This window comes from Rothia mucilaginosa (genome assembly GCF_001061665.1).
Lineage (GTDB): Bacteria > Actinomycetota > Actinomycetes > Actinomycetales > Micrococcaceae > Rothia > Rothia mucilaginosa_A.
The window spans coordinates 44,147-64,617 of the sequence record NZ_JVSP01000014.1 but is presented as its reverse complement, the minus strand read 5'-3'; the positions used below and the strand labels follow the sequence as shown (position 1 = coordinate 64,617).

At 59.3% G+C, this 20,471-nt stretch carries 19 protein-coding genes; 16 read left to right on the top strand and 3 right to left on the bottom strand.

What is annotated here, in order from left to right; genetic code table 11:
• Positions 1-7 precede the first annotated feature (7 nt).
• Entirely contained in the window at positions 8-454 is a 447-nt protein-coding gene (locus ADJ95_RS06690) for an MFS transporter (RefSeq protein WP_049333814.1), read from the top strand.
• Positions 455-569: 115 nt separating this feature from the next.
• On the opposite strand, the gene ADJ95_RS06685 is transcribed toward ADJ95_RS06690, so the two are convergent.
• On the bottom strand, positions 570-1,322 hold the full coding sequence (locus ADJ95_RS06685) for a DUF6318 family protein (protein WP_239662810.1): 753 nt from the start codon (positions 1,320-1,322) through the stop codon (positions 570-572).
• A gap of 137 nt (positions 1,323-1,459) precedes the next feature.
• Positions 1,460-1,675, bottom strand: a complete 216-nt coding sequence (locus ADJ95_RS06680) for a hypothetical protein (RefSeq protein WP_049333812.1) — start codon at positions 1,673-1,675, stop codon at positions 1,460-1,462.
• A gap of 769 nt (positions 1,676-2,444) precedes the next feature.
• Between ADJ95_RS06680 and ADJ95_RS09300 the strand changes: the two genes are divergently transcribed.
• The 9 genes from ADJ95_RS09300 (at position 2,445) to ADJ95_RS09290 (ending at position 8,484) form a co-directional block, all read left to right on the top strand.
• Positions 2,445-2,843 (top strand): hypothetical protein, encoded by a 399-nt coding sequence (locus ADJ95_RS09300; protein ID WP_152691722.1) that lies wholly within the window; start codon positions 2,445-2,447, stop codon positions 2,841-2,843.
• A 91-nt stretch (positions 2,844-2,934) separates the two neighbouring features.
• Positions 2,935-3,594 carry a hypothetical protein gene (locus tag ADJ95_RS06670; protein WP_049333808.1) on the top strand — a complete coding sequence of 220 codons (660 nt, stop codon included), beginning with the start codon at positions 2,935-2,937 and terminating at the stop codon, positions 3,592-3,594.
• A 74-nt stretch (positions 3,595-3,668) separates the two neighbouring features.
• Complete coding sequence (locus ADJ95_RS06665) at positions 3,669-4,328, top strand: hypothetical protein (RefSeq protein ID WP_049333806.1); 660 nt, start codon at positions 3,669-3,671, stop codon at positions 4,326-4,328.
• A gap of 261 nt (positions 4,329-4,589) precedes the next feature.
• Positions 4,590-5,027 (top strand): hypothetical protein, encoded by a 438-nt coding sequence (locus ADJ95_RS09295; RefSeq protein WP_152691721.1) that lies wholly within the window; start codon positions 4,590-4,592, stop codon positions 5,025-5,027.
• A gap of 16 nt (positions 5,028-5,043) precedes the next feature.
• Entirely contained in the window at positions 5,044-5,910 is an 867-nt protein-coding gene (locus ADJ95_RS06655; protein ID WP_049333802.1) for a hypothetical protein, read from the top strand.
• Between the two features lies 1 nt (position 5,911).
• On the top strand, positions 5,912-6,568 hold the full coding sequence (locus ADJ95_RS06650) for a hypothetical protein (protein WP_049333800.1): 657 nt from the start codon (positions 5,912-5,914) through the stop codon (positions 6,566-6,568).
• An 89-nt stretch (positions 6,569-6,657) separates the two neighbouring features.
• Positions 6,658-7,350, top strand: a complete 693-nt coding sequence (locus ADJ95_RS06645) for a hypothetical protein (RefSeq protein ID WP_049333798.1) — start codon at positions 6,658-6,660, stop codon at positions 7,348-7,350.
• Positions 7,351-7,424: 74 nt separating this feature from the next.
• Complete coding sequence (locus ADJ95_RS06640) at positions 7,425-8,081, top strand: hypothetical protein (RefSeq protein WP_049333796.1); 657 nt, start codon at positions 7,425-7,427, stop codon at positions 8,079-8,081.
• 25 nt (positions 8,082-8,106) lie between these two features.
• Entirely contained in the window at positions 8,107-8,484 is a 378-nt protein-coding gene (locus ADJ95_RS09290) for a hypothetical protein (RefSeq protein WP_152691720.1), read from the top strand.
• Positions 8,485-8,580: 96 nt separating this feature from the next.
• On the opposite strand, the gene ADJ95_RS06635 is transcribed toward ADJ95_RS09290, so the two are convergent.
• Complete coding sequence (locus ADJ95_RS06635; RefSeq protein ID WP_049333794.1) at positions 8,581-11,580, bottom strand: choice-of-anchor M domain-containing protein; 3,000 nt, start codon at positions 11,578-11,580, stop codon at positions 8,581-8,583.
• Between the two features lie 273 nt (positions 11,581-11,853).
• On the opposite strand from ADJ95_RS06635, the gene ADJ95_RS06630 reads away from it, so the two are divergent.
• From ADJ95_RS06630 to ADJ95_RS06605, 6 genes are all read left to right on the top strand, one after another.
• Positions 11,854-14,184 carry a TIGR03773 family transporter-associated surface protein gene (locus tag ADJ95_RS06630; RefSeq protein WP_049333793.1) on the top strand — a complete coding sequence of 777 codons (2,331 nt, stop codon included), beginning with the start codon at positions 11,854-11,856 and terminating at the stop codon, positions 14,182-14,184.
• Positions 14,171-15,913, top strand: a complete 1,743-nt coding sequence (locus ADJ95_RS06625) for an anchored repeat ABC transporter, substrate-binding protein (RefSeq protein ID WP_049333791.1) — start codon at positions 14,171-14,173, stop codon at positions 15,911-15,913. The genes ADJ95_RS06630 and ADJ95_RS06625 overlap by 14 nt, the downstream gene beginning before the upstream one ends.
• Before the next feature lie 93 nt (positions 15,914-16,006).
• On the top strand, positions 16,007-17,074 hold the full coding sequence (locus ADJ95_RS06620) for a TIGR03773 family transporter-associated surface protein (RefSeq protein ID WP_049333789.1): 1,068 nt from the start codon (positions 16,007-16,009) through the stop codon (positions 17,072-17,074).
• Entirely contained in the window at positions 17,071-17,946 is an 876-nt protein-coding gene (locus ADJ95_RS06615; protein WP_049333787.1) for a metal ABC transporter ATP-binding protein, read from the top strand. The genes ADJ95_RS06620 and ADJ95_RS06615 overlap by 4 nt, the downstream gene beginning before the upstream one ends.
• Complete coding sequence (locus ADJ95_RS06610; protein WP_049333785.1) at positions 17,943-18,815, top strand: anchored repeat-type ABC transporter permease subunit; 873 nt, start codon at positions 17,943-17,945, stop codon at positions 18,813-18,815. Before ADJ95_RS06615 ends, ADJ95_RS06610 begins: the two co-directional genes overlap by 4 nt.
• A 183-nt stretch (positions 18,816-18,998) precedes the next feature.
• Positions 18,999-20,072, top strand: coding sequence for an alcohol dehydrogenase catalytic domain-containing protein (locus tag ADJ95_RS06605; protein ID WP_049333783.1), 1,074 nt, complete (start codon positions 18,999-19,001; stop codon positions 20,070-20,072).
• Positions 20,073-20,471 lie beyond the last annotated feature (399 nt).

Genomic DNA, 20,471 nt, shown 5'->3' with positions numbered 1-20,471 from the left:
AGGCGTGATGATTGTTGCCTACATTCTGTTCATTCTTTTCCCGCAGAACTTGGCTCTGGTCTACGTGGCACTGGTCCTGTTCTACACCCCGAACACCTTCATTCAGATGACCGCTATCTTGGCGCTGACCGACTCCATTGAGTACGGCCAGCTGAAGACCGGTCAGCGCAACGAGGCAGTTACCCTGTCCGTCCGTCCGATGCTCGACAAGATCGCTGGTGCTCTCTCTAACAGCATCGTGGGTGTGGTTGCTGTTGCTGCCGCTATGACTAACGGTGCAGATCCTAATAGCCTCACCGCGCAGAACATTCAGACGTTCAACACGGCTGCTTTCTATGTGCCGCTGGCCATTATTGTGTGCTCGTTCCTCGCATTCTTCTTCAAGGTTTCTATCTCTGAGAAGGAACACGCGAAGATTGTGAAGGAGCTTGAGGAGAAGCTTGCTTCTGCATAGGTAAAAGCAGGGTAGGTCCTTCACCACATGAGAGAGGCGCCCGCCTCGTGGTTTTTCAGCCACGGGGCGGGCGCCTTTTAGATGTAGAAGCTATACGCTTCTAGGCCCTTGAGTTTTAGGAGTCAGAAGCCGAAGCGGAAGCAGAGGAAGAAGACGAAGAGGAAGAGGAAGTGCGCATGCCGGTCAGCTTCCACGCACCGTTCTCGTACACGCCGTGCAGGGTGCGCTCCACATCGTTCTTACGGTCCGAATCGGAGGTAGCGTTCTCCACACGGTCCTTGCTTGCGATGAACTCGCCGGTGTCCATGGTCAGGCGGATATCCCAGTCGTAGGCGTCGCCATCACGCTCGGGCTGTGCGGTAAGCATGGTGATGGTGGCGGACGGGTCCTGCATCCAAATCTTGCCCTGCTGCAAACCAGCACCCAGGGTGCCTTCTTCGGGTTCGAGCATGTTCTTCAGCTCGGAGTTGTCAACCGCACATTCACGCAGGGGCTCGGTCTTACCGGTACGCATGTAGTACTCAATGGCGGCACCGAAGAACGCGATGGACTGGTAGAGGCCTTCCACGCTGTTCTCGTTGGCAACGGCGGGCTTCACGGGCACGGGCGCGTTCTTAGAGGGCTCGGTGCGAGTTCCAGGCTGGTAGTCAGCAGGCTTGGAGGTGTAGCCGTCGAGGGTTGCAACGCCGGAGTAGTCGGTGCGTGCGGTCTTGGATGCCGATGCGGAAGCAGATGCGCTACCGGATGCAGACGCAGAGCCGCTGGTTGCCTGCGGCTGAGCACCGCAGGCTGCGAGGAGGGTTGCGCCGCCGGTTGCTGCGAGCAGGCCGAGGGCGGATCGGCGGGTGAGGGGCTTGATCGTATTCATGGGTTCTCTCTATCCGTGGTGATGGGCGGACCGCGCGACGGGTACGGCACGATACGCCAAAGGCGGCGCCACGAGTGTGTGGCACCGCCTCCTAGTATATGTTCCGAACACGAGGATAACCCGGTCGGGCGTTTGGTTTAGTTACCGCCGTTATCAACGATGATGACGCGCTCACGACGGCCGTAACGGTTGTAACGGTAGGTGTAGCGGAAGGCCGGGCGGTAACGGACGGTGGGTCGGTTGTAGTAGGCCTGCGCGGGGGTGAGCAGCGCACCGAGGGCGGTTGCTGCGCCAGCACCGGCGGCGGCCAGGGCTGCGCGGCGGGTAAGCCGTGCGGACTTCTTGGAGGTCATGATTGTACCTTTCAAGGTTGGTGTTTCTGCAGAGTGAGCGGTGTTGGTACGGCGTGCGGCCGCGCCTTGAACCTTTTCTTATTCTAGAGGTTAAACGTTAAAGTTTTTGCGTACAGAGTGCACCTTCTAGTTGAGGCTTAGGGCATGTGGGCTAGTCCGCGTTTTTCCGGCGGGATTTTTGCTGAAATATTAGTTTGTCAACACGCCGCGTACGGCCCGGATTCTAGCGTTTTGCGGGGTGAATTTCGTGCGCCGACGGGGGCCGATTCGCCGCTGAGCCGGCCCTTCTGACGAATGGTCGCCCAGTCTTCACCCGAGCCTTGCACTCAGTTAACTTTCTGGTCAGATACGGTGCGATAGGCTAAGGATGTACCCGCCGCCTCACCCCGGCGCGATTCACCAACCACCGCACAAGGACGTACATACCATGAGCACAGCTGAAGTAAGCAGAGAAGCGTACTCTGCTACCATCGCCGACTCCAACTCGGCTGAAGGAGTGAATAGCTAAATGATGTCTCAAGAATTTGCTATTACCTTTTGGGGTGCGTGCTCCATCATCACGACTATTTTCACGCTTTTCACCCTGGCCACCTACATCGTTAATCGGCGCCGTGACGAGAAGAAAAAGCGTGAAGGAATCTACATTAGTCGTACGCAAACGCTGCTGGCGTACATTATTGTCTTTTTCCCGGGTTTCCCGATTATCTGCTATTTTTTGTCGCTCAATGGCCCCGGGACTAACTCATTTGTAGACATTGCATCCATACTCATGACTGCTTTCCTCTTGTTCTACCTGTGGAGCGTCAATGCCACGTACATGAAGATTTCTTCTGAAGGTATTGAGCAGCACACCCCCGTTCGCGGGTCGAGGATCTGCCCCATCGGCGCAATTGATAGCGTCGTGTATAGCGAGTCCACGGATGAAGATACGGCAAGCCGCACCTGGTTCCTCACCAAGTCGCGTGCGCGCATTAACCCGTTGAACCCGAATTATGATGAGTACTACCTCTTGCTTATGACTCGATTTAGGGTTGAGTACGGGCGTTGGCCTTACCTGGATATTCCGGCTGACGTGGATAAGGTGAACCAGCTGGATAACCGTGCTGAAGTCATTCCGTACTTCAAGTTCCGTAGGAAAATCTCGGGTCTGGCTGAGATTGACATGTAGCCCGGCTTGCAAGGCTGAAGGCTCCGGGGATGCGCGGACGGGGTGCGCGCTCTTCCTATTTACCAACCACACGAAACGAGAAACCACCACCATGCGCATTTTCCTGATTATTATCTGGGGCATTATGGCCTTTATCTCGGTAACCGGGACGCTCTACATCATCATCAATTACGAGATTCAGCGATGGAAGGATAGAGCGCGCCGCCGCCAAGGCGCGTACATCCGACGGGTTAATCAGGCGGAGGCTCTCCTAGCAATATTTACCCCTGGGTTCCCGTGCCTTTTTCTCTACCTTCATCTTGTTGACGAGGGTTCTGCGGGTATCTTCTATGAATCGATTGCATTACTTCTGTCAATCGGGCTCATGATGTATGCCTGGTATGTGCACGTTGCCTATGTGAAGATCTCCCCTGAAGGTGTTGAGCAGCGCATGTGGTCAGCACGCACGACCGTCTATCCCTTCAACGCTATTGACGGCATTGAATACTATGAGGCAACCTCTACAGACGACCAGGATCTTGTGTCTTTCTACAGTAAATCCGGAAAACTAATTGCTGCCTTCTGCCCGATTATTCACAAGAATTATCGTCTCATGGCGATTGTGCGGTTCAGGATTGATAATGACCGCTGGCCTGATATGAATAATCCGAGTGATATTGCTCGGGTGGATGCTCTAGATAGTGGCCCTGATACAGTCCCGTACTTCAGGGGAAAAGAGAAAGTCACCGGCCTCGCCGACGTCGACATGTAGCACCCCGCGACAGCCGATACTATAGCCCCAAACACCGAACTCTATTCACCAACCACACGAAACGAGAACCCGTCATGCGCACTTTCCTGACTATTTTCTGGGGTGTCTTCGCTGTATTCACTACAGTTGCAACGTTTTACGTCATCACCAATTACGAAGTGCAGCGCTGGAAAGATAAGCAACGGCAACGTGAGGGTATTTATATCCGACGGGTTACTCGGCTCGAAGCTCTCATTACGATATTGACCCCAGTTTTTCCAGGTCTTGCGTATATAACCGAAATATATGACACTGGGCCGGTAAATGTATGGGTTGAAATAGCAGCCCTGTTGCTATCAGCGCTAATGGTCGGTTGTCTACGCTATGTGCATGTTGCCTACGTGAAGACCTCCGCCGAGGGCATCGAGCAGCGCATCTGGTTCTCCAACCCGACCCGCTATCCCTTCACCGCGATTAACCGTGTCGTGTTCTACAAAGCAGCAAAATATGAAGATGAGGATATGGTGGGGTTCTACGCTAAGTCAGGCACTCAGATTGCCCTGTTTAGCCCGTTGCCTCATAAAAATTACCGGCTTCTGGCAATTGTGCGGTTCAGGATTGAGCAAGAACGTTGGCCTGACATGGACAACCCGGATGACGTAGCTCAGGTGGACCATTTGGATTGTGCCGGGAAGACGATGCGTTACTTTGAGAATTTGGGGAAGGTTACCGGCCTCGCCGACGTCTACATGTAACCAACCACCACGCTAGGACAGTGAATGTTCAGAAAATTTCTTGCCGAAACCGTCACCAACGGCTCCATAGGACTCAACCGCCCCAAAGGCTATATTCCTCTGGGGCAGCGGCAGAAAAAGCCGCTGCTGGCTGTGTTAATTTTGGACGCTTGTACAGTGGTTGTTTGTCTTCTGTGTCCTCTACTTTTCAGAGCAGAGAGCCTTGTTGACTACATTCCAGCCTACATATTTACAAACATAGTTGGAATGCATTTCTGGTTTATGTCCATCCATGTTCACTCTTTCTACATCCAGCAGAATGAAACCACTGTTAAATGGCGGAACTGGCGATTCAAAACCCGCGAGTTCGACTACAGCAGCATCACCAAAATACACATGCAGGTCAACGGCAAAGGCGGGCACCTACTCATCAGCAGTAGCCAGATGGGACGCTACCGTCTGGGTTTCAGCCCCGTCTTCTTTGACGCCACCTACATCTACCACATGATTCTCTTCCGCGAGCGCTACGGTGTTTGGCCGCCCAAGTACATCCCTGAGCTCTTCGTAGAGTTCGATGATTACGAGGAGATGGATACCCTGATCAAAATCCTCTGCTATGCCCACAAGTATGAGATTGGCTCCCCCGAAGCCGGGGAGTACCGACAGATCCCGGAACACCTGCAGCGCATCCTCGACCGCGCCGCGGCAGAGTCCAAATAGTTGAAAGGGAAATAGCATGAACGCTATCTCTGAAACCTTCAGAATCCTATGGCTAATCTTCCTATGGTGCGGCTTTAGCTTCATGATTCTTGTGTCGTTGTTATCCTTCATTTTTGGAGGCTGGCCGTGGGGCGCGCTGTTCCTCGTTGCAAGTACTATCGGCCTCTCAGCCATAGATACAGTACTCAAGGGAGGTATTGGCTATGAATCAAACGGTGGCCTTTTCCACCACTTCTTTATCTTCGTTCACTCCATCAGCGCAGTGGGCTTGATTGTACTGACGGTTCTAACCGCTTTTGGGGTACTGCGCACTGCGGATGCAATACTGTGGACCCCAGAGACGAACTTTGCCTCCTGGTACATGGCTGGCGGAATATTCATTACCTACTTCCTCATTCAGCCTACTGAGCCTAATGACGATATTCCTGACCTGCAGCGCATGGAACAGCTGGATAGGCGCTCAGCCCGAGTGGGTGTTGTGTCGGCGGCTATTTTCACGGTTCTGTGCCTTGTGGTTCCTCTGACCAGTTTCATGACTGCAGGCTATGATCCGGCGGCTCTGGCGGTTGCGCTTTTCCTGGCCCCGGGGTTCCTACGTGTTGTGCGTGAGGGCCTCTTCTACCTGCAGGGCACCCGCTTTGAGGAGGGAACCGAGGGGTACCGTACCCTGCGTGCCGTGTGCGTTGGCGTAGCTGGTTTGGCTGGGTGTATTGCGCTCGGATACTTAGGCTATTCGCTGGTCCGCAAGGAGTGGTTGCCTGCGCTGTTCTTCGCGGCGTCGGTGGCGATGAATGCGTGGTCGGTGAAGAAGTACGTCACCGTGGGTATCGCCATTCCTGAGAAGGAAGACGACGAAGAGCAAGCCGCTACGGAGGGCAAATAATATGCGTATTTTCTTGATTATTTTCTCCGGAATTATATTCGCGCTGTCCGTTATCTCTACTGTCTACATCATTATTAGATATGAGATTAATCGACACCAAGATAAGAAAAAAGAAGCACAAGGAATTTACATTAAGCGAGTAACTCGCGCTGAGACGTTACTCTGTCTATTCATTCCGGTGTTCCCTTGTCTTTCTGTTATAGCGAATATTCAAAGTGAAAATGTGAATATCTGGTTGAATGTAGCAATTACTATTTTTTTATTTTTCTGCTATCTTTATGCCCGCTATGTTTTTGTCGCTTACGTGAAGCTCTCCCCTGAAGGCATTGAGCAGCGCGTCTGGTCAGCCAACCCAACCCGCTACCCTATTAACGCGATAGACAGCATCGTGTATTACGAAACATTGAATGTTGAAGACCAGGATATGGTGGGCTTCTATACCCGCTCCGGTAAACAGATTGCTGTCTTCGGTCCGACCACCCACAATAACTATCGGATCTTGGCAATTGTCAGGTTCCGCATTGAGAACGAACGCTGGCCCGATATGAATAATCTTGATGACGTGGCGAAGGTGAATGAGTTGGACGACAGGGGTATGACCATTCTTTATTTCAGGGGCCGTGAGAAGGTAACCGGCCTTGCCGACGTCGACATGTAGCCCGCTCGATAAGCGCCGACTACCCCCTACATCCAAAGAGCCACAACCGGCACGAACACCACCAACACCGCGAAAGGGGAGCACGCATCATGCACACCTTTTTCCTTCTGCTCTGGGGCACCTGCACCCTCGCATCAATCATCGGCGCCATCACCATCATTGTTCTGCATGATAGGCACCTGCGCCAGGACAGGCAGCTCCGCGACGAGGGCATCTACATTACGCGCGTGCCCCGCCGTGAAGCACTCATATGCCTTCTCACGCCCATATTCCCGGCAGGTTTCTTCGCGCTCTACCTCTACACGCAGGCAGAGCTCGGTATCCTCTTCAACCTGCTGATGTTCATCATGCTGCTCTTCTTCCCCTACCACTTTCTGCACGTTTACCTGGTGTACACGAAAATCACGCCAGACGATGTGGAACAGAAGCTCTCTCCATTTGCTGCCGTGACCTCCTACCCGATTAGGGCTATCGACCAGGTTTTCTACTTCCAGGGTGATGCGGAGGAAGAATTGGAATGGACTGGGGTAGGGTCTGACAAGGCCACCTTCTACACCAAGAAAGGCAAGGAAATCGCCAAGCTTGACCCCGTTGGCAAGAACCACCGGCTGCTGGCCATCGTACGGTTTAGGCTCGAGTTTGACCGCTGGCCCGATATGCGGGACCCGCAGGATCTGGCGTGGGTTGATACGTGGGATAACCTCGAGTGGACGCAGCCCCTGTTCAGGAAGCTGTATAGAAGGCGCAACAAAATTACCGGCCTAGCGGACATCAAGATGTAGCGCCGCGCGGCAGCCGATACGATAGACCCAAACACTGAACCCTATTCACCAACCACACGAAACGAGAACCCGCCATGCGCATTTTCCTGATTATTTTCTCCGGAATTATTTTTGCGCTGTCCTTTATCTCTGTTGTCTACATCATTATTAGGTATGAGATTAATCGACGCCAAGATAAGAAAAAAGAAGCACAGGGAATTTACATTAAGCGAGTAACTCGCGCCGAGACGTTACTCTGCCTGTTCATTCCGATGTTCCCTTGTCTTGCTTTTATAGCGAATATTCAAAGTGAAAATGTGAATATCTGGTTGAATACATTAAATATTATTTTTGTATTTTTCTGCTGTCTTTATGCCCGCTATGTTTTTGTCGCTTACGTGAAGCTCTCCCCCGAGGGTATTGAGCAGCGCGTCTGGTCAGCCAATCCGACCCGCTATCCCATTAATGCGATAGACAGCATCGTGTATTACGAAACGCTGAATGTTGAAGACCAGGATATGGTGGGTTTTTATACTAAGTCGGGTAAGCAGATTGCTGCTTTTGGTCCCATGACTCACAAGAGTTACCGACTTTTGGCGATTGTACGGTTCAGGATTGAGCAAGAACGCTGGCCTGACATGAATAATCCCGCTGATGTAGCTCAGGTAGATAAGCTGGACAATGGCTATATGACCATTCCCTATTTCAGGAGTCGCGAGAAGGTTACTGGCCTCGCCGACGTCGACATGTAAATCTATCAAGAAATGAGGCAATCCGATGGAATCTAGTCATAAACTCCGCAAAACAGTAGGAATATTTATTTCAATACTGATTACCATCTACATGCTGTTCATTTTCCCTAAACATATACGCGATGACAGTGATGGTTTCACTGCAACCTGCACCGTAACTAAGGCATACACTGCAGAACGTGGAGGAACGGTGAGTGGCGCGAATGATATTAATCCAAAGGGTCTTTTTGAGACGAAGGAGTGCGGTACTCTCACGATGTTTGCTGCACCGGAAGGTCGGAAGATTCCCGAGTACGTTGAGACTGTTCAACCTGGCAAAAAATATCTATTCCATGTCGCAAATTCATCGCCTAGAAAAGATCGGGATTTTGTAACGACCCGCTTTGAAGAAATCAAAGAATAACAATCTCATAAACTAAAAATGAAGCCCCCGCGGCCGAGAGTCATCCTCTCAGCCGTGGGGGCTTTATCGTATCAGCGTGTCCTCACGCGGCGAGCGCTAAGAAGCGCGGCGGCGAGAACGCAGCACCATCACAGTACCGGCACCGAGCACCAGTGCGCCGCCCACAGCCACAGACACCGCACCAAAACCAGTACGCGCCAGGCCGCCCTGCTGGGAGCTAGCGCCACCCGACGCAGCAGACACACCAGACTGACCCAGGGAGCCGCCACCGGTACCACCACCGGAAATACCACCCGGGTACACGCCGCCAGCAGAACCATCAGCCGAACCGTCAGCCGAGCCCTGCGCGTTCACATCACCGGCAGCGCCAGAAGCACCAGCCTGACCGGACTGACCACCCTGCGCGGCACCAGACTGCGCGGAGCCGGGCTGGTTGGCACCAGCGGTACCGCCCGGGGTTGCCGAATCCACACGGCGCACACCGCTAAAGTCGTCCGCAGCCGCGTTCGGGTCCTTCGGCACGGCAGTCTCAAACGAGCACGCATCCGACGCCTTCTTACCCACAGCAACCGCAAGCTGCTGCACCGGGCTGTTCACCTCAGTACCATCAGCCAGGGTCGCAGAATAGTGCACGTCAAACATGTACTGGCCGGGCTCAGAGAACACCCAGTTCGCGTGCGCGTGCGTCGCGTAATCAATGTCGATCGTGGTCTTGCCGGTCGTCGAATCCAGCAGCACATCCGCACCATTCAGCGACTCAGTGAACATGCCGAAGCGCGCACCCTCAGGCATGACCTTCGGCACCACGTGCAGGCGCACGGGGCCGCGCAGCTGCGAGTAGTCAATGTCCTGCGTGTTGTAGCCGGGCCAGGGCAGGCCGCTCTGCTGGGTCTGCGGCAGGCCGTAGAAGGCGGTGCCGACCGGGCCCATGAAGTTCAGCTTCTCATCAGCCATACGTTCGGTGCGTACACGGCGGGCGTTCTCGCTGACCGTCCACACGACCGAATCGAGCGGGCGTACGGTCGAATCAGCGTCAATGATGCCGCTGTCATCACGCATACCCACGGACAGCTGGCGGTCCTTCAAGGTCGCCTGAATGTCCAGGTGGCCGTGCGAAATCTTGGTGCGGCCGTCAATCTGGCCGGGCACGCACTGGTGACCCGGGGTTCCGGGGGTGGACGGCTGCGCAGACGGTGCCGGGCTAGTCGGAGCAGGTGCGCTCGGAGTCGGGTTCGCGGGCGCCGGAGTGGAGGGCGCCGGAGCAGGCACGCTCGGCTCTGCGGAGGCGGTCGGCACCGCAGGCACGGTCGGAACCTCGCTGGGGGACACCGACGGAACGATGCTGGGCTCAGCGGTCGGAGCCTCGGAAGGAGCCTCGCTCGGCTCAGCAGAAGGCTCGGCAGAGGGCGCGACCGTAGGCTCAGCGCTCGGCGACGGATCCACCGGAGCAGGCTTCGGCGCATCGCTAATGGGTGCGCTATCCGGTGCCAGCGCACCGTGCGCAGTGTACTTGGTGCCCGGCTCGTAGTTCGCCGCAACCTCAGTGGTGGAGGCGGAAGCGTTCATATCCGGGTGGGTCAGCATCTTCACGCGCAGAGCCGTGCCCTTGTAGAACGACTCGTCACGGAAGGTAAAGCGCGCCACGCCATCCTCGACGGAGCCTTCCAGGTCGAGGTACGGGTACACCGGGTCATCCTGGGCGTAGAAGCCGCCGCGCATGAAGCCGCGCACCTTCGGGTCCTTGAAGCGGACCTCAACGGTGCTGAATCCGTTGCCGTTCGGGGTGACGGTCACGTCGTAGTCCATGCTGGTCGGCGTGTACTGCTGGGTGCTGAGCACGGTGTTCGCCTGATCCGGGATCTCCTCGGGCCAGGAGCCGTTACCGTCGTCGCTGTACACGCTCTCAGCCTTGCCGGACTCGTAGGCGAGCTTGTGCGAGATCCAGCGGGACGCCTCCGCGCTGTTCTCGTCGGAGGTGTCGGGGGTGAAGACCGCCTGCAGCTGGGAGCCTTCGCTACCGAGCATTTCAGACCAGGTGGCGGTACCGTTCACGACCGGCAGGTCGGTCAGGAAGTAGCCGTTGTTGTACAGGGTCAGGGTGCCCTTGAGGTTCTTATTCGCGGCGGTGAAGGTGATGTCGCTGAGCTTGTCGTCAGCGTCCTTGTTCTTTGCCGGGTCGGCGTCCAGGCGGTGCGGCGCCACGGACAGCACGTACTTTGCGGCGTCCAGGTCACCGACGGGTGCCGCGTTGTAGCGGTTGACCGTGGGCACGGCGGTGGGGGTGCCGTCACCGAGCGTGGGCTGCATGCCGCCAACCTGCCAGACCAGCTTCGACGGCTTAGAGCTGATGATGCGGCCGTCGGTGGAGCGCGCCACGGTGCGGTAGGTGACCACGTAGCGGCCGGGGCGGGTGAAGGTCGTGGTGTTGTGCGTGTGGCTACCCTTATCGAGCAGCCAGGAGTGCCAACCGTTCGAGCTGCTGGAGAGCATGCGGTACACGTCGGCGGGGGCATCGTCCGGGTTGTAGCGGAAGAGCTCCATGCGGCCGGGGCCCTCAACCGAGAGAATGTCGGTGGCGAACACGCCGTCACGGAAGCGTTCGGTGGGCACCTTAGCGGAGGCACCCAGGCCAGCCCAGATGGGGTCCTGGTTGCCGGAGGTCAGGTGCGGTGCCATGTAGAGGGTCTGGCCGGGTTCGCCGAGGAACGCCAGGGAGGGCGAGTCGCCCAGGGTCATGGTGTACTGTGACTTGCCGTCGCGGCCGCTGTAGCCCTTGCCGACCCAGTTGACGGTCTTATCCAGTTCGTAGGTGTCTGCGCCGGTCTTGTAGGGGTTCGCCTCGTTCATGAGAACGAAGGTGCCGTTCTGCTCGTCCCAGTATGCCTTGGGGGCGTCGACGTGGCCCTTGGTGGTGACGATTTTGCCGTCGTCGGGGCCCGCGGCGGCGGGGATGGAGGGGGCTGCACCGGCGAGCGCGAGCAGTGCTGCGGCGGAGAGGAACGCGGCGGCGCGGCGGAGGGCGGGCTTGCCGCCGGGGATGAAGAGCGCGGGAGTGTGTGTGGTGACCCGTCGTTGGGTCTGCTTCTGAGAGCTCATGACAACCTTTCTCATTTTTCTCTTTCTTAGCGTAGCGCTTTTGCAAATAATTGTCATTCAGAACCTAACTGAGTATAGTGATTCTCAGAAACACATGTGCGCAGAGGCGCGCCCAAAAACGCACACCACGTACATTCACAAAGAGAAAACACGGCAGAGCGCACCCCGAGCCCAAGAGGGAAACCGGCAACAGGCCGCCGGACCCAGCACCGAGCTATCCCCGAAAGCATCGGGTAGCGCGCCAGCCAACGAGCAGTCATCCAAGGAGCCACCATGCAAGGACGCACCAAACCCCTGAGCCTACTCAGCGCAACCACCCTCGGATGCACCCTCGCACTCGGGGCACCCCTCGCCCTCCCCCAGGTCGGCACCTTCACCGCCGCACAGGCGCAGGAAAACCAGGCGCAGGAAAACCAGACCGGCGCCCAGGCGGGTACCGAGTCGCGCGGTTACGTCAACTACGAAGGTGACTACGTCATCGCGGGCGTACACACCGAAATGCTCAACGCCTTCCTCGACGGCAGCCAGTTCACCCTCGGCACCCTCGCAGACACCGGCCCCGGCCAGCAGGGACGATTCAACCCCGCCCGCACCGTCTTCCACCTGCCCGACGTCGAGGATGCACACACCAACGTCGTAGCAGGCTACGACTACATTGCCCCCGAAGGCACCGACATCTTCTACATTCCCTCCACCCGCACCCGCGGCCTGCTCTACCCCGGCCTCGGTGCGGAAGGAATCCGCCCCGGCGCGCTCAAGGACAACACCATCAACCTTGAACTCGTGCGCAGCAGCGTACCCGAAGGCGGCCGCGCCGAAGTCTTCACCGAATCCGGCCGCGACAACCCGCGCGTCTTCAGCACCAACGACCAGCTCGCACCGCACACCATCACCGCGGGCGGCCACGAGCACCTCAGCTGGGCATTCACCCGCGAAGGCATCTACCAGCTGACCTTCCGCGCCACCGCAACCCTTGCCGACGGCACCCCGGTCAGCTCCGAGGCGACCTACACCATCGCCGTGGGCACTAACGCTGAGGACGGCTTCAAGCTCCTGAACGCGCAGAACGCCGCAAAGGAAGCAACCAAGGAAGCCACGAGCGAAGCAACCACTACCCCCGAGGCAACCTCCACCGCTACCGAGAGCGCCACCAGCAGCCCCAGCGCATCTACCTCCGCAAGTGCTGAGGCGAGTGCTTCTGCTGAGGCGAGCGCATCCACCGGTATTCGCCGCGTGGATGGATCCGTGAACGGTCAGAACGCCGCGCAGGTGACCGACCCAAACGGCGCGAAGGCGGCGGCGAATGGTGAGCAGGCATCCCAGGGTGGATCCGGTGTAACCGCTATCAGCGGCACCGACAACACTAATAACGGCTCTGACAAGGGTGAAAACAAGGGCGGCAGCAAGAGCGACAACTCCCGCAGCGTGAAGGGTTCCAACGCCCAGAACGTCAGCGCACCCAGCAACAACAGCGGCGGCGGCATCCTCTCCTCCGGCCTGCCCGGCAGCCTGAACCAGCAGTGCATCGCCACCGAGGTCCCCGCCGAAGACGCCAAGGATTCCAAGGACGCTCAGAAGGACAGCAAGCAGAGCAACCAGGCAGCCCAGGCGCCGACCGGCATCCCCACCCTCGCCGTGGTTAACGCTGCCGAGCACAGCGGCCGTGAAGAAGTCACCCACGGCCACTTCGACGTGGGCCCCGTGCTTAACGGCGGCAACCTCACCAGCAGCGTGAAGGACGACCGCACCAGCCCCGCCCGCCACGTCTCCCCCGGCGCCCTCGAGTTCGTACTCAATGACGCCGCGAAGCTCAACCTGCCCGCGGGCATGGAAGACATCGCCCCGGCGGGCACCCCCGTGCACATGATCGGCGCAACCCAGCAGCAGGGCGTACCCTGGCTCGGCTGGAGCACCCAGGACCCCGAACTGCTCAAGCAGCTCGACGGCCCCGTCACCATGACCCTCAACGGCTTTGAGGGTCCCGGCACCCTATCCACCTTCCTCTCCGGCAACTTCGGTTCCGCCGGTCAGAAGGTCTTCGATTCGCGTAGCGGCGGTTCCTTCCAGGTGCCCGCGAACACCCACCAGCACAGCAACTGGGTGTTCACTGCCGAGGGTCGCTACACCGTGACCATCGGCTGGACTGCGCGCCTGAAGAACGGTCAGCAGGTCAGCAGCGAATCGGTTCTGCACTTCACCGTCGGCAACCCCGATAACGCCCCGGCCAGCGATAACGTGCAGGGTGCGGCGGGCACCAAGCAGGACGGCGGCAACGCTAACAGCGCTAACGGCGCCAACAACGGCGGCGAGAAGAGCACCGCCAAGAACCCGCTCAACGGCACCGTGGACGAAGCCACCGGTATCGTCACCAAGCCCGACGGATCCAAGGTGCGCATCGTCGGTAAGACCGCCTCCGGCGAGGATTGCGCCTTGACCAGCCAGGAGCTCGCCACCGCCCAGAAGGCGGCCGCGGCGGGTAAGCTGCCGAACACCGGTGTGGTCATCGACCCGTTCATGGTCAGCACCTCGGTTCTCGCTCTGGCGCTGGGCGCCATGATTCTGCGTTCGGCACGCCGGAAGGGACGCCGCGGTGACACCGCATAGCGGGCATACCGCCGGCGAGGGTTCGCACGCCTATACGCGACGCGCCGCCCTCACCCTCGCCTCCCGTGCCGCGGCGGGTGCAGGTGCCCTCGCGCTGAGCGGATGCGCCACCACCGTCAATGCCTCCTCCGACCGGATGCACGTGGTCGCCACGACCCCGATTCTGGCGGACTTGGCGCAGCAGATTGCAGGAGAGCGCGCCAGCGTGCATTCCCTCGTGCCCGCCGGTGCCGACCCACACTCGTACGAGCCGAGCCTGCGCGATATCCGCGATGTCGCCTACGCCCGTTGCGCCCTGACGAACGGCCTGCTGCTGGAGCAGCGCAAGCTCAGCAAAATGGTTGAGGCGAACCTGCCCGCCGGGGTCGTGTCCGTGGCTGTTGCGGAGAAAATCGAGCAGTACGGCGGCAAGCTCGAAGCCATTGTTGAGGATGCCTCCCTGGACTCCATCTGGCTGGGTTTGCGCGTTGAGGAGGGCGGGCAGAACGAGTCCGCCCCCGCCGACTCTTCGGAGGCCGGCATGCGTTTTGAGGTGCAGAGCGTGCGGGCGCGCACCGCCACCGATTCCTCGAATGCGCAGCTGGCGGCGTTCATTACGCAGACCTTCGGCGCGGTGGAGATGCTGTGCGATTCGCATGCGCGCGGCGTGAACCTCACCCGTGAGGGGGACACCGCGGTCCGTACCGGCGATATGGGTTCGCTGGAGCTACCCCTGCAGGCGCATACGCACCTGTCGTGGGCGTTTAGTGATGCCGGCGAGTACGCCATTGAGCTGAGCGCCACCGCGGTCAAGGCCCCGGAGTCGGTGCGTTCTTCGCGCGGCACCCTGTACTGCGCGGTCGGTCGTGACCCGCAACAGCTGGTGGACCGTCTGGCGAAGGAACAGAACGTACCCGCCGCCGAGGTTAAGGTTCTTTCCGCAGGTCACGCCGATATTACGGCGCGCACCGGCGACGGCAGGCTCGTGCTCCGCGCGGATTCCTCCCAGGGTGCCGTCGAGTACGAACTGAACCGCACCGTGGTCGCGGTCCCCTCCCGCACCCTGCAGGAGGTGCCCGCCGGCGGTAGCTACCGTTTCCTGCGGTCGGGTGCTTCGGAGCATCGCGGTCAGGTGTACCTGCTGGCGCAGGCCGTTCTGGGCAAGCACGTGCACGGCGAAATCGACCCGCACATTTGGCATTCGGTGCCGAACGCGAAGGCGAGCGTGCAGGTCATTCGTGACGCGCTCACCTCCGCCGACCCGGAGGGTGCGAGCGAGTACGCGACCCGCACCGAGCAGGTCATGAAGGAGCTTGACGCCCTGGACGCTCAGCTGCGCCAGGTGTACGGGGGCCTGCCGGAGGCGGCGCGCAACCTGGTCACCACGCACGACGGCTACCGCTACCTGGCGAGCGCCTACGGGTTGCACATTGCAGGTTTTGTGAGCGCCAGCGCCAGCGGCGAGCCGAGTATTCAGCAGCGTCAGCGCCTGCGCCGCACGGTCGAGGATTTGAAGGTTCCAGCGATTTATCTGGACAAGTCCACGGCGATGCGTTCGCCGGTTCTCACGGAGCTGGCTCGGGAGGCGCAGGTGCGTACCGGGGTGCTCTATTCGGACACTCTGGATGCGCAGGCTCCTCACTACGCGCAGATGATGCTGGCGAATGCTCACACGATTGCGCTGTGCTCTGGGGCTAGTTCTGGCGGCGATTCTTCGGGTGCTAGCTACTCGGAGGCAAGCACCTCGTAACCCGGTTTTAAGCTACCCACAAGCTTATATAGTCGTATCAGCATATAGATAATCTTTCACACACCGTTTCGGTCATGATCCAAGGAAGTCCTCATGATGAACTCAACCACCCCCTCCCGCTCCTCACGTAGCCGCACCCTGCCCGCCCTGGCTCTGGGCGCCAGCCTCATGCTCGCCCCCCTGGGTATGGCACACGCGGAGACCACCCCGGCAACCGCTGAGAGCGCCTCGACTCAGCCGAGCGACAGCAACCTCAGCCGCGGCGAGCGCGCCCTCACCCAGACCCTGTCTGCGGAGCAGCCGGTCGCATCCGGCCGCACCGAAATTTCCGCCGGCCACGTGGATATGGGTCCTCGTTTCAACAACGGCAAGTTTGAGCTCATGCTCCACGACGACCACGGTGAAACCCCCGTCTGGCGCAGCCTGGACGAGGTCATCTACCGCGGCAGCGATAAGGCGATCCTGGAGGTGCCGAACGACCCGCGCTACTCCTTCGTGGGCGCACCCGCCGGCTCGAAGGTGTACGTGATTCCGCAGACCGAAACTAAGGGCGTGATCTGGCCGGGTTGGAACACCCAGGATCCGCAGCTGGTGTCCAAGCTGAACCGCGGCGTGAACCTGACCCTGGAGCAGGTGAGCGGCCCCGGCACGTTCAGTCTGTACCTGGAGAACGGCAACTTCTCGGCGCCGCAGGTGCTGTGGTCCTCCACCAAGAGTGAGCCGCAGAAGCTGTGGGTTGAGAAGAACACTCACACCCACGCGAACTGGGTGTTCACCACCCCCGGCGAGTACCTGCTGAAGGTCACCGCGAGCGCCGAGCTCTCCGACGGTTCGACCGTGTCCGATACCCGCTACCTGAAGTTTGCGGTGGGTGACTCCGCGAGCGCCGATACCCTGTACGCGATGGAGGCGCAGGCGCGCGGTTCCTCGGGTTCGGCTTCTTCTGCTTCTCAGGCCGCCGGTGCCCAGGCCACCGGCTCCTCCTCTGCTGCCGCGGCGAGCGACCAGAGCGGTTTCCGTGCCGAGTTCTCGATTTCCTGGAGTCCTATTGTCGCTGGCATCGTGGTCGTGGTGGGCGTGGGCGCGTTCATCGCCTCCCGTCGCCGCCGTTCCTCCGCGCAACGTGAGGCACTGGATGAAGTGCGCGGTGACCGTTCGTGAGCGCGTCGGTAACAGCGAGCACTGAGCCCGTCCTCGAAATTTCAAACCTGTACGCGGGCTACGCGCGCCGCTCCATCCTCAAGGATCTGTCCCTGACCCTGGAGCGCGGCGAGTTTGCGGGTCTGATTGGTGCCAACGGTGCCGGTAAGACCACGCTGCTGCGCACCATTTTGGGCCTGATTCGCCCCGCCTCCGGGCAGGTTCGGGTGCTGGGTGAGTCGCCCCGCGCGGCGCGTGCGCACATCGGTTACGTGCCGCAGAAGCACCAGTTCCAGTGGGATTTTCCGCTGACCGTCAAGGATACGGTGATGACCGGCCGCGTGCGTGAGATTGGGTTCTTCCGCCGCCCGGCGAAGAAGGATTGGGTGCAGGTCTTTTCGGCGATGGAGCGTACCGATGTTCTGCACCTGCAGGATGCTTCCATTGCGGAGCTTTCCGGTGGTCAGCGCCAGAGGGTTCTTTTGGCGCGCGCCCTGGCGGCCGGCCCCTCCCTGCTGCTGCTGGACGAGCCGTTCACGGGCGTGGATGCACCCACCCAGACCACGCTGACCCGTCTGTACCGCGAGCTGGCGGACGAGGGCATCACGATTCTGATGTCCACGCACGACATGCTGGCGGCGCGCGAATCCTGTTCGCGCCTGTGCGGCGTGCGCGGCAATATTCACTTGGACGGCCCGGCGGCCTCCTTCAGCCTGGAGCAGTTGCACACGTGGCTGCACGGTCACGATATTGAGGAGGCGCAGGGTCACGCCCGCACGGGCTTCACCTGTGCCGGTGGTGCGTTGGATGAGTACGGCCACGAACTGCCGGATTCCTGCGCTTCTTCCCCCGCCCACGCTGATACTGCTACTTCTACCGGGGGTGCCCGTTGATTACTCCTCTCGATTTTCTGGCCGATCTGTTCAACCCGTCCCTGGCGTTCCTTCCGCGCGCCCTGGCTGCGGTGCTGCTAGCCTCGGTGGTGACGGGTGTGGTGGGTTGCCATGTGATGATGCGCGGCATGGTCTTCATTGGCGATGCGGTGGCGCACTCGGTGTTCCCGGGCCTTGCGGTGGCGTTCGTGCTGGGCGGCAACCTGATGGTGGGCGGCCTGACCGCGGGCGTGGTAACGGCTATTCTGGTGGCTATTTTCAGCCAGAATCAGCGGCTGCGCGAGGATTCGGTCATCGGCATTTTCTTCGCCGCCTCTTTTGCGCTGGGCATTGTGATTATTTCCTTGGCGCCGGGCTATTCGGGGTCGGTGCAGGATTTCTTGTTCGGCTCGATTGTGGGTGTTTCGAATGAGGACATCACCAACGCCGCAATCATGGGCGCCGTGATTCTGCTGGTGCTGTGGCTGTTCCACCGGCAGATTGTGACGGTCAGCCTGGACCGCGAGAGTGCCCGCGCGATGGGCCTGCCGGTGCTCGCCCTGGACATTGTGCTGTACGTTCTGGTGACCATTTCCGTGGTGCTGGGCCTACAGACCCTCGGTAACGTGCTGGTGTTGGCGCTTCTGGTGATTCCCGCGTCGGCAGCGCGCCTGGCGTGCCGTCGACTGGGGTCGATGATGGTGTTCTCGCCGGTATTCGGCGGTATCTGTTCGATTGTTGGCCTGTACCTGTCCTGGGCGTTTAACCTGCCGACCGGTGGCACGATTGTGCTGTCGATGGTGGCGGCTTTCGTGCTGGTCTGGGCCGTTACGGCGGTTCGTTCTCGAGCGCGCGCCCAGCTCAAGCAGAGTTCGGAGGCAGCGGCTTAAGCCTTCAAGAGGCCCCATGCTTAAGCTTTAAGAACCAAAGAGAACACTCCGTGTAATAAAGACGCTTAATTTAACACTCCCTGTTTAATGAAAGTACAACCTATCAAACACTTCTTATAGGTTGATATAGGCAGTGATAACGTCATCGCTACCCCTTACATGAACTTCAACGGAGGAGTCAGCATGAAAGCGTATGTTTACCACGGCCCCGACCAGAAGGGCGCCTGGGAAGAAGTGCCGAACCCCACCATCCTCGAGCCCACGGACGTTATCGCACGCGTGGACACCACCACCATCTGCGGTACTGACCTGCACATCCTCAAGGGCGACTGCCCCGAGGTGGAGCACGGGCGCATCCTTGGCCACGAGGCTGTCGGCACCATCACCGAGGTGGGCTCCGCGGTAACCGATTTGAAGGTCGGCGACCGCATCATCATTCCGGCCGTGACCAGCTGCGGTAAGTGCTCGTACTGTAAGGCGAACCAGCCTTCGCACTGCCAGACCGTCGGCGGCGTCGGCTGGATTTTCGGTTACATGATTGACGGCACCCAGGCTGAGTACGTGCGTGTTCCCTACGCAGAGACCTCGGTCCACCTGGTTCCGGAGGGTCTGACCGATGAGGACGTCCTCTTCCTCACCGACGCGCTACCCACCGGATTTGAGATGGGTATTCTCAACGGCAACACCAAGCCCGGCGATACCGTCGCCGTGATTGGTGCGGGCCCGGTGGGCCTGGGCGCTATCATGACCGCTAACCTCTGCGGTGCCGGTCGCGTCATCACCGTCGACTTCGACGACAACCGCATGAACAAGGCACTGGAGCTGGGCGCAACCGATAAGGTCAACGCGGGCGACCCGGACTTCATCGAGAAGATTAAGACTCTCTCCCCCGACGGCCTGGGCGTGGACGTGGCAATTGAGGCTGTGGGCGTTCCGCAGACCTTCGAAACCTGCACCAAGATTGTTCGCCCCTACGGCAACATCGCTAACGCCGGCGTGCACGGCAAGCCCGTTGAGCTGCCCCTGAACACCATGTGGATCTCTAACGTTCGCATCAACATGGGTCTGGTCAACTGCAACACCGTCGGCAACCTGCTGAACATGGTCCGCTCCGGTCGCCTGAACGCCAAGGCCATGGCGACGCACCATTTCTCCTTCGACCAGTTCGAGGAGGCCTACGACGTCTTCGGGCACGCAACCGAGCACAACGCGGTCAAGGTTGTTATCGCTCGCGAGGACGCCCCCACGCCTCGATAGGCACGCATACCGTCAAGGTCCCGGAACTCCTGTGTTGAGTGTGGGGTTCCGGTGGGATGGTTCATGACACCGTGAACGTCCCTCGATGCGCCCCCGGGTGAGAAAGGGTAGGACTCACCCGGGGAGCGGATCCCCCGTCCGCGGTAGCGGACGGCTCGAAAGACGTGATGCACCCGCCGGCTACCCGGCGAGATGGCCGGTACGATGCACGACGAGCGCATCGATAGGCTCTTCTGGAACGCGCGGTACCTCCGATTTCGCGCGCACCCGAAGAGAATAAAGAAAAGGGTCGTACGCTTACGGTTCAACGGCGAACTCGTAGGCTGCGACCCTTTTCTCATGCCCGGAATTTGGTGCTCCGGGGATTTTCTGTACTCCGGGGATTTTCTGTACTCCGGG

Coding starts and splice junctions, on each gene's coding strand:
- ADJ95_RS06690 (WP_049333814.1), top strand. CDS start 8: ATGATTGTTGCCTACATTCTGTTCATTCTTTTCCCGCAGAACTTGGCT.
- ADJ95_RS06685 (WP_239662810.1), bottom strand. CDS start 1,322: ATGAATACGATCAAGCCCCTCACCCGCCGATCCGCCCTCGGCCTGCTC.
- ADJ95_RS06680 (WP_049333812.1), bottom strand. CDS start 1,675: ATGACCTCCAAGAAGTCCGCACGGCTTACCCGCCGCGCAGCCCTGGCC.
- ADJ95_RS09300 (WP_152691722.1), top strand. CDS start 2,445: ATGACTGCTTTCCTCTTGTTCTACCTGTGGAGCGTCAATGCCACGTAC.
- ADJ95_RS06670 (WP_049333808.1), top strand. CDS start 2,935: ATGCGCATTTTCCTGATTATTATCTGGGGCATTATGGCCTTTATCTCG.
- ADJ95_RS06665 (WP_049333806.1), top strand. CDS start 3,669: ATGCGCACTTTCCTGACTATTTTCTGGGGTGTCTTCGCTGTATTCACT.
- ADJ95_RS09295 (WP_152691721.1), top strand. CDS start 4,590: ATGTCCATCCATGTTCACTCTTTCTACATCCAGCAGAATGAAACCACT.
- ADJ95_RS06655 (WP_049333802.1), top strand. CDS start 5,044: ATGAACGCTATCTCTGAAACCTTCAGAATCCTATGGCTAATCTTCCTA.
- ADJ95_RS06650 (WP_049333800.1), top strand. CDS start 5,912: ATGCGTATTTTCTTGATTATTTTCTCCGGAATTATATTCGCGCTGTCC.
- ADJ95_RS06645 (WP_049333798.1), top strand. CDS start 6,658: ATGCACACCTTTTTCCTTCTGCTCTGGGGCACCTGCACCCTCGCATCA.
- ADJ95_RS06640 (WP_049333796.1), top strand. CDS start 7,425: ATGCGCATTTTCCTGATTATTTTCTCCGGAATTATTTTTGCGCTGTCC.
- ADJ95_RS09290 (WP_152691720.1), top strand. CDS start 8,107: ATGGAATCTAGTCATAAACTCCGCAAAACAGTAGGAATATTTATTTCA.
- ADJ95_RS06635 (WP_049333794.1), bottom strand. CDS start 11,580: ATGAGCTCTCAGAAGCAGACCCAACGACGGGTCACCACACACACTCCC.
- ADJ95_RS06630 (WP_049333793.1), top strand. CDS start 11,854: ATGCAAGGACGCACCAAACCCCTGAGCCTACTCAGCGCAACCACCCTC.
- ADJ95_RS06620 (WP_049333789.1), top strand. CDS start 16,007: ATGATGAACTCAACCACCCCCTCCCGCTCCTCACGTAGCCGCACCCTG.
- ADJ95_RS06605 (WP_049333783.1), top strand. CDS start 18,999: ATGAAAGCGTATGTTTACCACGGCCCCGACCAGAAGGGCGCCTGGGAA.